This is a genomic window from Mixta theicola (assembly GCF_002895925.1).
GTDB classification, from domain to species: domain Bacteria; phylum Pseudomonadota; class Gammaproteobacteria; order Enterobacterales; family Enterobacteriaceae; genus Mixta; species Mixta theicola.
This window is the reverse complement of sequence record NZ_NWUO01000008.1, coordinates 187961-200423: the sequence shown is the minus strand read 5'-3', so window position 1 is coordinate 200423 and position 12463 is coordinate 187961. Positions and strand designations below refer to the sequence as shown.

Here is a 12463-nt window from a genome sequence, read left to right as displayed (position 1 = left end):
CAGAATTTGCCTGGCGGCGAGAGCGCGGTGGTCCCACCTGACCCCATGCCGAACTCAGAAGTGAAACGCCGCAGCGCCGATGGTAGTGTGGGGCTTCCCCATGCGAGAGTAGGGAACTGCCAGGCATCAAATAAACGACAGAGCCTCAGCGAAAGCTGGGGCTTTTTCGTGTCTGGCATTCGCAGATAATCATCAGTTTTCCTCATCATTTAAGCCTAACGGGAAACGTTAATTCCCGCCGCGTCACAAAACCTGCCGTCTGCATACAAAACATTTTCTTAACATCACGCTTTAATGTTTTACTGACCTTTTGGCCTTTTAGGCAGCAAGGAACCACAGTGAGGCATAACATGGCTGATGTGATAACCAATAGCAAACAAACCGCAGAACTCGCAGGAGCGTCAAGCAAAGCCCGTATACGCGCAATTATCGGCGCATCTTCAGGCAATCTTGTCGAATGGTTTGATTTCTACGTTTACTCTTTTTGCTCCCTCTATTTTGCGCACATTTTTTTTCCAATGGGTGACACCACTACGCAACTGGTACAAACTGCCGGTGTTTTTGCTGCGGGCTTTTTGATGCGGCCGATTGGTGGATGGCTTTTTGGCTGGATTGGCGACCGCCATGGCCGTAAAACCTCTATGCTGATTTCCGTCTGTATGATGTGTTTTGGTTCGCTGGTAATCGCCTGTTTACCTGGCTACGCCACGTTAGGAATTTGGGCGCCGATACTGCTGCTGCTGGCTCGTCTGTTTCAGGGGTTATCAGTTGGCGGGGAATATGGCACCAGCGCTACCTATATGAGCGAGGTCGCGATAGAGGGGCGCAAAGGTTATTACGCCTCATTTCAGTACGTTACCTTAATTGGTGGCCAGCTACTGGCGCTGCTTACCGTGGTGGTACTACAGAATTTGCTGACGCCGGAAGCGCTTCGCAGCTGGGGATGGCGTATTCCCTTCGCTCTGGGCGCGGTGCTGGCGATAGTTGCGCTATTTCTGCGGCGCTCGTTAAACGAAACGACCAGCAATAAAACCCGACAGCACCAGGATGCGGGACGGCTACGTGGTTTATGGAAACATCGTCGTGCTTTTTTAATGGTGTTAGGTTTTACCGCTGGCGGATCGCTTAGCTTCTATACCTTCACCACCTATATGCAAAAATATTTAGTCAACACCGCTGGTATGGATGCAAAAAGCGCCAGTGCGTTAATGACGCTGGCGCTGTTTATTTTTATGCTAATCCAGCCGCTAATGGGCGCGTTATCAGACAAAATTGGGCGTCGTAATTCAATGCTCATTTTTGGCGCTGGCGCCACCCTGTGTACGGTGCCGATTCTTACGCTGTTACAGAACAACGAAAGCGGCTGGCTGATGTTCATATTAGTAATGCTGGCGTTATTGATCACCAGCTTTTACACCTCTATTAGCGGGATAGTGAAAGCAGAGATGTTTCCACCGGAAGTACGCGCGCTGGGCGTGGGTCTTTCTTATGCCGTAGCGAACGCTGTTTTTGGCGGATCGGCGGAATATGTAGCGCTATCGCTCAAAGCGGTGGGTCATGAGACTTATTTTTTCTGGTATGTTTCGGCGATGGGCGCGCTGGCGCTACTGGTATCGTTGATGCTGCACCGCAAAGGGCAGGGCATGAAACTCTAAGCTAATTACCCAAATTCCAAAGCGCGAAGCCGGCCGCTGCGCCGGCAATATCCCAGCTTAAATCCTTCCAGCTCCAGCCGCTTCCCTCGGGGCGGCTGTCATACAATTCTTTAGCCGCGCCGAGGCTGAAAGCGAACATCAATCCGAAACTGTTGCTGCGATGCTGCGACCAGTTTTGCTGCTGTCCATATTCATTGCCGGCGGCCGCGAGAAACGCAGAGCCAATAAAATGCTGGGCCTTATCCTGGCCGGTCCAGCGATCCTGCGCCATATGGCTACAGCCTGTACAGCATAAGCATAAAACTAACGCTATTCGCATCGCCGCTCCTGAACCTGAAAAATGCATTAAGGCGCGTTATTGCATCCTGTCGCTTACAGGATACGGCTTATCAGACGATCGATCCTGATACGGCGCAGACGCCTGATCAGCTTACGCACTTTTACCGGATAGTCGGCAATACTGTTGAGATCGCGGAAGTGTTTTACCACGCTGGTATGTTGGCGAATCAGCATCAGTTCATGCTCGCGCTGCTCCGCCAACTGCTGTAGCGGATCGTGGATCAGCACCGCATTTTCCAGATCCAGGCGCCAGGCGCGCGGATTAAGGTTATTGCCGGTAATCAGCATCCATTCCTCATCCACCCACATTCCTTTCAGGTGATAGCTGTTTTCACCATCTTTCCACAGGCGCACGGTCAGCTGACCGTTACTGACGTAATATTGCAGCCTGCTCAGGAAACGTCGCAGATTAATCTCGTATAAATAGGGCAGCGCGCCGATAATCTTAAATGGCTGATCTTCAGGAATATAAAAATCATTTGCCGTTTTATCGCCGACGATAATTTCCACTTCCTTTCCCTGACGCAGCAGCCAGATGATATTTCGCACCAGAATTGCGGGCAGATTAAAATAAGGCGTACAGAGCGTCAGCTTCTGTTCCGTACAGGGCATCAAATGATAGATGGTTTTATTTAACAGGCTGCGTTTTCCCAGCCCAACCAGCGGCGTCACCGCCAGCTCTTCGTTACCGGCATTGGCGGTAAAATGATAGTCAAAGCCGCGTAGATCCTGACGGAACTGGCGAGTTTCATTTTTAATTTCCGGGCTTTTTGGTCGTTCATAACGATCGAGCCGATGGACCGCTTCCGCATTTTTCAGGTTGCGATCGATCCACTCAAACATGGTATCGGCTAACTGCGGATTACGGATCAGCTGATAGCGATCGTAGCGATATTTATCATGTTGATGCAGATAGACATCATTAATGCTGGCGCCGCTATAGAGCAGCGTATCATCGATGATAAAGCCTTTCAGATGCAGTACGCCCAGCGCTTCACGGGTATTGACCGGAATGCCGTATACCGGAATAGCAATATCCGAATGCTGGCTGGCCATATCGCAATACCAGTCAGCGTTAGTCACGCCTTTCGCATCGCCAATACGGCCACGCTGTGCCCGGTGCCAGTCAACCAGTATGCTAATATCCAGTTCCGGGCGCACGCGCCTGGCGGCGTAAAGCGCGGACAGAACGGCGCGTCCGGCGTCATCATTTTCCAGATAGAGCGCCACAATGCAGATGCGCTGCGTAGCGCTGGCGATTTTCTCCAGCAGCGTAGCGCGGAACTCGGATGGTGAGTAAAGCGTAGTTACATCAGCAACTGACTGAGACAGTTTGGGCAGCTGTGCAAGGTGTTGTTGGTGTTTATTGCGCTTAAGTTTAGACAACATCACAGTGCGCTTCTTCTCTATTCATTGAGTGGTCTTCTGCCATAAAATCATGGTTCTAACCGACAATATTAACATTAACTCGGTGCAAAGGGCGATCTTCGGGTTAATGTTGCTCGCCAGCGTGAGTAAGAGGCAGACGCAGGCTAACAATACCCTCCTCCAGCTGCACATCCACGCTGAATCCCAGCTTTTTCGCCAGGGTAATCATGCCCTGGTTATTGGGCATGGTAATACCATTTAACTGCAACAGACCATGACTACGCGTATAAACCAGCATTTTTTCCAGCAGGCGCCTGCCAAGTCCCAGTCCTTTTAAATCCGAGCGCACCAGTATAGAGAACTCGGCATCGGTATTGTCGGCATCAGAAATCGCCCGGGTAACGCCAATAATCGCCTTTTCGCCCTGTTGCTCGCGAACGGCAACAAAAGCCATTTCTCGATCGTAGTCGATTTGCGTCATATTGGCTAAATCCTCATGGGTAAACTCATTGATCTCGCTAAAATAACGGTAGTAAAGATCTTCTTTCGTTACCTGAGCGATAAAGCGCTGCAGCAGCGGTTCATCTTCCGGCAGAATGGGGCGAACCAGGCAGCGCTCACCGTTTTTCATGGTGATCCACTCTTCCAGCGTATGCGGATAAGGGCGAATAGCCAGCCGCGATTCATTCACGCCGTTGAAGCTGGCCAGCGTCAGAGTAACGTCCAGCAGGGTAAACTCATCGCCAGCGGCCAGTAGCGGATGAATATCGAGCCGCTGGATCTCCGGGCAATCCACAATCAGGTTAGAAACCTGTACCAGCACCTGGCTCAGCGCTGCGGTATCCAGCGATCGCAACGCGCTACGTCCGCGGATCTTACCGCTTTTAATCGCCTGAATAACCAGATAGCGCGCCAGCGTCATATTGAGCGGCGGCAGCGCCACGGCCACATGTCGATCCGCCTGCCACTCCACGCCGCCTTCGCCCAGCATAATCACCGGGCCAAACAGCGGATCCTGCTCAACCACAATCCGCAGCTCCTGGGCTCCGGCGCGATTCGCCATGCTCTGTACCAATAATCCGTGGATCCTTGCCTGTGGCCAGGCCAGCTTTACCCGATCGATAATGGCATCGGCCGCCTGCTGAACTTCGCTGGGGGTACGCAGATAAAGCATGACGCCCTGAACATCAGACTTATGGGGAATATCCGGCGATCGCAGCTTCAGGGCGACGGGATAGCCGATTTGACCGGCGATATGGACGGCTTCAGCGCTGTCGCCAGCGATCCAGGTCGGCAGCGTAGTCAGGCCATAGGCCTGTAAAATAGCCTGCACCTCATGGGTATCCAGCTGGGTGGCCCCTTCGTCTAACGCCTGCTGAATCAGCTGATGAGCGTAAGCGGTATCCTGTTTCAGGGTGGCCGGCAAGGCGGGCGTTTCGCGTAGCTGCTTTTGGTTACGACGATATTCGACCATATGCATAAAGGCCGTCACCGTGCCTTCTGGGGTGCGATAGGTGGGGATCGCCGCATCGCTAAACGCCCGACGCGCTTCCAGCGAAGAATATTCGCCGCACCAGTTGGTCAACAACGTCAGGCTTTTACCGCGCGGATGCTGTTTAATCAGCTCTATCAGCCGCTGCGCGGTTTCGGTGGCGGGCGCAACGGCGCTGGGCGCATGGATAATCATCAGCGCATCCAGCTCATGACAGTCGAGCAGCGCGGAAACCGCCTGCAAATAGCGTTCCGGCGTGGCGTCATCTTTCAGATCGAGTGGATTATCCGGGGTAATTTCAACGGGAAGCTGCGCACGTAGCGCCGCCAGCGTCGCGTCATCAGGCTGGGCCAGCTTGCCGCTGCGCGACTGTAGCGCATCCAGCGCCAGCGCGGCGGGCGCAGCGCCGTTGCTGACGATCATCAACCGCTCGCCGCGCAGCGGACGCATATGGCTTAACGTTTCCACCGCTGAGAACAGCTCATGGGTATCCTGCACCCGCAGCAGGCCCGCTCGCTGAATGGCGGCGTCCCAGGCAGCATCCAGCCCGGCGTGCGTCTTCAACAGAGCCTGGGCCTGCGGACTCCGGCCGCTTTTAATCACCAGAATCGGTTTATTGCGCGAGGCGCTACGGGCGGCGGAAACAAAACGGCGCGCATCGCTTAAATGCTCCAGATAGAGCAGGATGGCGCTGGTCTTACCGTCACGCGCCAGGAAATCGAGCAGATCGTCAATATCGGTATCCAGGCTGTCGCCCAGCGCGATAAACCAGGAGAAGCCGAGCTGACGCTGCTGCGCCCAGTCGAGAATGGTATTGGAAACGGCAGCCGACTGTGAAACAAAGGCCAGCTTGCCTTTTAAAATAGGAACCGGAGAGAAACTGGCATTAAGCCCCTGCCACGGCGCTAACAGGCCGAGACTGTTAGGGCCAAGCAGACGGATTTGCCAGCGGCTGGCGCAGGCTTTCAGCTCTGGCAGCTGGCTTTGCGGCGCGGAGAGAATAATGCAGGCTTTACAGCCTTTCTCACCCAGCTGCTGTAACAGGGCAAGATTACGGCTGGCATTGGTACAGATAACCGCCAGCTCAGGGGCAAACGGCAAACTTGTAATATCCGGCCAGGCGAGAACGCCCGATACCGCCTTATATTTTGGCGTAACGGGCAGAACCGGGCCGCTAAAGCCGCCGGCCAGCAGGTTGCGCATCATCAGGTAACCCGCGCGCCCTGGCTTTATCGAGGCGCCGATAACGGCGATAGATTTCGGTCGTAACAGCGCTTCCAGACCACGTTGGCTCATTTCCCGTCCCTCAGGCAATAATTAAGCTGAGTCTAAACGCTTTCTGTTTCGTCTGCCGTGAGATGGGCCGGATGATGAGGCTTTCCTGCCAGATAGCGCTGGCGAAACAGCGTAAAATGCGCGCTGAGCGCCTGAGCGGCGGCGTCATCGCCCGCCTGGCGCAGCAGTTCGGCAGCGACCTCGGCGGTACAGTGCTGACCGGCGCCGTGCGCTTCACGCAGCGTATAGCCGGAAGGCGTGGTCAGGCGTAACGACATTACCGGCAACGCATCCAGCCACGGACTTTTACGAAACATTTTCCGCGCCTCAGTCCAGGTGCCGTCCAGCATAATAAACAGCGGCGGCTTACCGCTTAGCGGCGGATGATTCAACACCGGACGATCGTGGGCGGCGTAGGATTCCGGAAACACCACCATCGGTTGATAGCCACTGTTTGCTACCGCGGCCAGCAGCGCCGGATCGGGCTCGGTGCGTGACCAGCCAAAAGCCTGGGTATCGGGAAGAATATCGGCAATCAGGCGTCCGGTATTGCTTGGCTTCATCGGTTCGGTATCAAACATCACCAGGCAAAAGCGGCTGCGCGCGGATTGCATGGAAACTTCACCGCACAGGCAGAGCTTTTGCGGCAGCAGGCAGCCCTGGCAGCGATGAACGCGATTGCCACGGGCGAGAAAAGGACGGGTAGCGCGCGCCAGGCGCTCGGCGCGCAGGCGTAAAACGGCGTTATGAGTCATGACATTGAGCTGGCAAAAACGCCATTGTAGCGGGAAGTCGGCAGGAAGCGTAGCGCGGCTGACATGGTCAGCCGCTATCATTACAGCGCTTCGTCCAGCCACTCGTTAAACGGCACTTTCGGCATGGCGCCGTTCAACATATCGGCCAGTTCGCCCTGCTTAAACAGCATAATGGTAGGAATGCTGCGAATGCGGAAGCGGGCGCTGAGCGCGGGCTCGGCCTCGGTATTCACCTTCAGAAAGCGCACTTTGCCGCTGCGCTCGCTGGCTACGTCTTCATAAATGGGGGCAAAGTTGACGCAGGGACCGCACCAGGGCGCCCAAAAATCAACCACTACCGGCAGATCGTCCTGCAGATATTTATCCAGCGTGTGGGTGGTGGCATTGACGACTTCACCGTCAAACAGCTCGTTACCGCAGCGGCCACACTTTGCTCCATCGGCAATGCGCTCTTGTGGAACGCGGTTCGTTGCCTGACAGGATGCACATACCGTATTCATTTATCACCTCAGGGTTTATCGTTAACGGCGCATTAAACTGCTAATTTTATGCGTAAGCTCAATTATCAATCGCGCGCTATGAAGCAACAACATGGAATGGTCAATAAGTATAATAGTTAGCGACTTTTGGCGGAAGTTGATGGTATACAGCCTGGGCTTCAGGTAATCTTCGCGCTTCGCGCTCAGCAGGTGGAGGAACAGATGAACGACGAATTCAAAGGTAAAAGCGGCAAAGTCAAAGTGATGTATGTTCGCGGTGATGATAACAATGATAAACGCGGACAAAATCCCCGTACGGGCAAAGGCAGCAGGCCCGGCGCTGACCGTCAGGAAGGAAGCCGTCGTCCATCGCGCCAGTCTGAAAGCCCGGCACGCGGCGGTAAGTTCCGTGGCGATCGCGAGCGCGATCGTGACCGCGATGAACTGCCGCGCGGCGAGTCGCCGTGGCGTACCGTTTCCCGCGCGCCGAACGAAGAGGCTAAGCCCGATCATGGCGGCATCAGCGGTAAAAGCTTTATCGATCCGGGCCAGCTGCGTCGTCAGCGTCTGGAAGAAACCCGCGTCTATGGTGAAAACGCCTGTCAGGCGCTGTTTCTGAGCCGTCCGGAGTGCATCGTTCGCGCCTGGTTCGTCCAGAGCGTTACGCCGCGTTTCCGCGATGCGCTGCGCTGGCTGGCGGCCAACCGCAAAGCCTATCACGTGGTGGATGAGGACGAACTGGAGAAAGCCTCCGGTACCGAGCATCATGGCGGCGTCTGCTTCCTGATTAAAAAACGCGTTGGCACGCCGGTAAGCGACTGGCTGGCAACGGATCGTGAACAGGATTGCGTGTTGGCGCTGGAAAACATCGGCAATCCGCACAACATCGGCGGCATTATGCGCAGCAGCGCGCATTTTGGCGTAAAAGGGCTGCTGGTGGACGATGCGGCGGTGCTGGAGTCGGGCGCTGCGGTACGTACCGCTGAAGGCGGCGCCGAGCACGTGCAGGCGCTCAGCGCAAAAAGCTTTGTCGCCGGGCTGGAAGCCTTCCGTAATGCGGGTTATACCATCGTTACCACCTCCAGCCACAAAGGCAGCACGCCGTTAACGCAGGCAAAACTGCCGGCGAAAATGGTGCTGGTGCTGGGGCAAGAGAGTGATGGCCTGACTGAATCCGCACTGCAGCAGGGCGATCTGAGCGTGTCGATTGACGGCACCGGTAAGGTAGAAAGCCTGAACGTTTCGGTCGCAACCGGCATTCTGTTGGCGGAGTGGTGGCGACAGAACCACTAAGCCGCGCTTTGGCAGATAAAGAAAAACGGGCATTAAGCCCGTTTTTTTATTGCTGAAAATCAGTGAGCGCCGCCACCGCCGCCGCCGGAGGTGAAGGGAGGACGGGCAAACCAAATCAGCGCCAGCAGTATCAGAAAGATCCCGGCGGAGGCCCAGAAAATCTCATTGGCGGAGATAATCAGCCCCTGATTGGTAATCTGCTGAGCGATATAGCCTGAAGCCTGCTGCTGCGTCATTCCCAGCTGTTCCAGCTGCTGATAGGCTTCCTGTGCATTGCCGTTATAAGGATTAACCGACTCGGCGAAATAGCTGTGATGCATCGACTCGCGATTGGTCCACATGGTAGTGGTAATCGATGTTCCAATCGAACCGGCCAGGGTACGCAAAAAGTTCGACAGGCTGGATGCGGCGGCCAGACGTTCCGGCGGCAGTCCGGACAGCGTAATGGTGGTCAGTGGCATAAAGAAGCAGGCCACTGCCAGCCCCTGAATAAACTGCGGCCAGGCGGATGCGCCAAAATCCATCCCCGGTTCGAAGGTATAGGCGCGCCAGTAAAAGCAGATGGCATACATAATAAAGCTGAAGGTGACCAGGCGTCGCATATCGATCTTATGGGCAAAGCGCCCGATAATCGGCGACAGGATCACCGGGAAAATCCCTACCGGCGCGGAAGCCAGCCCGGCCCAGGTTGCCGTATAGCCATACACTTCCTGCAGCAGCTGCGGCAGCAGCACAATTGAGCCGAAGTAGAGCATGTAGGCCAGGCTTATCGACAAACAGCCGATGGTAAAGTTACGTGATTTGAACAGCGTCAGATCTACCACCGGATGATCGTCGGTCATCTCCCAGACGAACAGCACCGCCAGCGACACCACCGCAATCACCGTTAGCACGATAATTTCCGTAGAGCTGAACCAGTCCAGTTCGCGCCCGCGATCCAGCATGATCTGCAGCGCACCGATGCCGACCACCAGTAAAACCAGGCCCACCGTATCGATTGGCCGAATTTCGGTTTTGGTTTCACGGTTACGCAGCGTTTGCAGCGTCAGGATAGTGACCACGATACCGATGGGCACGTTAATAAAGAAAATCCAGCCCCAGTGATAGTTATCGCTGATCCAGCCGCCGAGGATCGGCCCGCAGATCGGCGCCACCACCACCGTCATCGCCCATAGCGACAGGGCGATACTGCGTTTCGCCGGCGGATAGTTGCTTAACAGCAAACTCTGCGACAGCGGGATCAGCGGGCCGGCAACCAGCCCCTGAATCACGCGGAACAGAATCAGCATCGTCAGGCTATCCGCCACCCCGCACAGAAAGGAGGCGACGGCAAAGGCGATGGTTGACCAGACAAACAGCTTCACCTCGCCTATACGCTTCGCCAGCCAGCCGGTAATCGGAATGGAGATCGCATTCGCCACGCCAAACGAAGTGATAACCCATGTACCCTGCGAGTTCGAGGCGCCGAGATTCCCGGCGATGGTCGGAATGGCAACGTTGGCGATAGTGGAATCCAGCACCTGCATAAAGGTCGCCAGCGACAGCGCGATGGTCATCAGAACCAGCTGAGCGCCTTCAAGCGGCTTTTTTGCCATAACAGCCTCCCGCATTATTCGCCCGCATTCGCGCGAATAATCTCGCTGATTAACTGATTCACCGGCGCCAGATCGATCGCCAGCGCATCGCTCTGATAAGCGGGCGACTGACGCGCCTGGGAAGCCAGCACGCTGCCTTCTTTACTGGCGGTATCCACTTTTACCAGCGTGGAAAGACCAATGCGCAGCGGATGATCGGCCACTTCTTTGGCATCCAGCTCGATACGTACCGGTAAACGCTGGACGACTTTAATCCAGTTACCGGTAGCGTTCTGCGCCGGCAGCAGCGAGAAGGCGCTGCCGGTACCCATATCCAGACCGACCACTTTGCCGTGATAGACCACGTCGTCGCCATAAATATCGCTGACCACCGTTGCTGGCTGACCAATGCGCACGCCGGCCAGTTGGGTTTCTTTAAAGTTGGCGTCAACCCAAATGCCGGTGGCCGGCACAACGGCCATCAGCGGCGTAGTGGTGGAGATCTGCGCGCCGACCTGAACGCTACGGCGTGAGACATAACCGTCGATGGGGCTGCGAATTTCGGTGCGCTGTAAGGCCAGCCAGGCGTCACGCAGCGCGGCGGCGTTCTGCTTTACCGCCGGCTGGTTTTCCAGCGAGGTATTCAGAATAGCCGCCTGGTTGGCGTTGTACTGCTGTACCGCCACATCCAGCTGCGCTTTCGCGGTGGCGACCGCATCGCGCGCATGTTGCAGCTCTTCGCGTCCAATCAGGTTAGAGGCGCCCAGCGGCTCGCGGCGTTTCAGGTCCGCCTGCGCCTGCTCCAGCGCGGTTTGCTGCAGCTGAATCGTTGCCTGATACTGTTTGCCGTTAATCATCAGCTGATGCGTCTGACGTACGCTGGTGGCCAGGGCGGTTTGCGCTTTTTCAAACGCCTGTTCGGCATCGGTTTTATCCAGCGTCACCAGCACATCGCCTTTTTTCACAAAATCGGTGTTATCAAACCCGATTTTATTTACGCTGCCGGCCACCTGAGACATGATTTGTACCTGATTGCCTGCCACATAGGCATCATCAGTTTCTTCAAAATGGCGCAGCACCAATGCCCAGTAAATCAAATAAGCAATACCAACCAGAACAAACAAAACAGCCAGAAAAATTAACGCACCTTTACGTTTTTTCTTTTTATTGGCTGGCTGTAGCGGTTGTTGCGTTTCCGCATTCGCACTCATGCTTCTCTCCACGTTTTCCACGTATATATCTATTTCGGGGCGCGCCTTTCCATGTGTGCAGGGACCCGAGCCTAAAATGCCAGCGATAGCGCTGGCATGGACAAAAGGGAATTAAAATAACGGTTTCTGAGCGTGATTGTGTCGCAGGAATTGCTATTGGCAGGAGAGGGAAGAAATAACGTCTTCTTCATCCATCTGGTCAAGACGGTTCAGTAACTTACGCGTCAGGCTTTCCAGCTGCGCTTTTTCGCTGCTGCACAGGGAAGACCACAGATACTGCAGGCTCTGATGCTGCGGCGGCAGCACCTGGCGCAGGAAGGCGTTGCCTTTTTCCGTCAGGTGCAGATGCAGACAACGACGATCGTTATCGCTTTCGCGGCGCTCAATCCAGCCGCGCTTTTCCAGCTCATCGGCGATACGCGTGGCGTTAGTACGGGAAGAGCCCAGCGCGGCGCTCAGTTCAGAAGGCTGGATGCTTTGGTTTTCCTGGGCGTCCAGCGTAATCAACGCCATAAACAGTGTCTCGTTAATCCCCTGAGCTTTCAGCATCTTGTTGCGATTATCCAACAGCTTGCTCTGCATGTGCATACACAGACGCGTCAGTACGATTTCGTGGAGCGGAAAATCTTTATGACGTGTAGCGCGAATATTCAGCATCTGTTCAATGGGAGTAAACGAACTTTCCATCTTAAAGGAACCTCATTAGTTGCAACTGGTATAGTAATGGCAATGACGAAACAGACATGAACATCTTTATCAGTAGCGATGGCTCATACGATCGCAACGTCATCATCTAAAGTTTTCGGCTCACTCCATAAACCGAAGGTCAGGCAGCATAACCCTCTGATGCCGTAGCTCTGATAGCGTCGCCGTTGGGCGAAGCGGGGCAGCAGAGCAAAATAAACCCAAAACGCACCGTTTTGGGTGATAAATCTTGTTTGCCGCTAATGTGGCAGGCTAATAGCCGCTGCCAGTTTTGTGCGGGCTTTATCCTTCTGACAGCAATATTCTTTCCATTACCT

Annotated in this window: 10 protein-coding genes and 1 rRNA gene; 3 read left to right on the top strand and 8 right to left on the bottom strand. The window is 55.0% G+C overall.

The window, feature by feature from the left end; translation table 11 throughout:
- Positions 1-9: 9 nt before the first annotated feature.
- Together rrf and COO59_RS12715 are read left to right on the top strand one after the other, a co-directional pair.
- Positions 10-125: ribosomal RNA gene (gene rrf, locus COO59_RS12720) — 5S ribosomal RNA — on the top strand.
- Between the two features lie 225 nt (positions 126-350).
- Positions 351-1655: an MFS family transporter gene (locus tag COO59_RS12715; RefSeq protein WP_103060161.1), complete on the top strand. Its 1305-nt coding sequence runs from the start codon at positions 351-353 to the stop codon at positions 1653-1655.
- A 1-nt stretch (position 1656) separates the two neighbouring features.
- Here COO59_RS12715 and COO59_RS12710 read toward each other — a convergent pair whose 3' ends face one another.
- The 5 genes from COO59_RS12710 to trxC form a co-directional block, all read right to left on the bottom strand.
- The gene (locus COO59_RS12710; RefSeq protein ID WP_103060160.1) at positions 1657-1974 is read right to left on the bottom strand and encodes a YfiM family lipoprotein; all 318 of its coding nucleotides are present in this window, start codon (positions 1972-1974) and stop codon (positions 1657-1659) included.
- A gap of 53 nt (positions 1975-2027) precedes the next feature.
- Entirely contained in the window at positions 2028-3383 is a 1356-nt protein-coding gene (gene pssA / locus COO59_RS12705) for a CDP-diacylglycerol--serine O-phosphatidyltransferase (protein WP_103060159.1), read from the bottom strand.
- Between the two features lie 103 nt (positions 3384-3486).
- A complete protein-coding gene (locus tag COO59_RS12700; protein WP_103060158.1) occupies positions 3487-6150 on the bottom strand; it encodes a bifunctional acetate--CoA ligase family protein/GNAT family N-acetyltransferase in 2664 nt (887 codons plus the stop codon).
- A 32-nt stretch (positions 6151-6182) separates the two neighbouring features.
- Positions 6183-6884 (bottom strand): tRNA-uridine aminocarboxypropyltransferase, encoded by a 702-nt coding sequence (locus COO59_RS12695; protein WP_103060157.1) that lies wholly within the window; start codon positions 6882-6884, stop codon positions 6183-6185.
- 80 nt (positions 6885-6964) lie between these two features.
- A complete protein-coding gene (trxC, locus tag COO59_RS12690; RefSeq protein ID WP_103060156.1) occupies positions 6965-7384 on the bottom strand; it encodes a thioredoxin TrxC in 420 nt (139 codons plus the stop codon).
- 201 nt (positions 7385-7585) lie between these two features.
- On the opposite strand from trxC, the gene COO59_RS12685 reads away from it, so the two are divergent.
- Positions 7586-8656, top strand: a complete 1071-nt coding sequence (locus COO59_RS12685; RefSeq protein WP_103060168.1) for a tRNA/rRNA methyltransferase — start codon at positions 7586-7588, stop codon at positions 8654-8656.
- Positions 8657-8715: 59 nt separating this feature from the next.
- Here COO59_RS12685 and emrB read toward each other — a convergent pair whose 3' ends face one another.
- The 3 genes from emrB to mprA all read right to left on the bottom strand — a co-directional run bounded on the left by emrB (position 8716) and on the right by mprA (position 12128).
- Positions 8716-10251: a multidrug efflux MFS transporter permease subunit EmrB gene (gene emrB / locus COO59_RS12680; RefSeq protein WP_103060155.1), complete on the bottom strand. Its 1536-nt coding sequence runs from the start codon at positions 10249-10251 to the stop codon at positions 8716-8718.
- Positions 10252-10265: 14 nt separating this feature from the next.
- Positions 10266-11441, bottom strand: a complete 1176-nt coding sequence (emrA, locus tag COO59_RS12675; RefSeq protein WP_103060154.1) for a multidrug efflux MFS transporter periplasmic adaptor subunit EmrA — start codon at positions 11439-11441, stop codon at positions 10266-10268.
- 153 nt (positions 11442-11594) lie between these two features.
- Positions 11595-12128 carry a transcriptional repressor MprA gene (mprA, locus tag COO59_RS12670; RefSeq protein WP_103060153.1) on the bottom strand — a complete coding sequence of 178 codons (534 nt, stop codon included), beginning with the start codon at positions 12126-12128 and terminating at the stop codon, positions 11595-11597.
- Between the last annotated feature and the right edge of the window lie 335 nt (positions 12129-12463).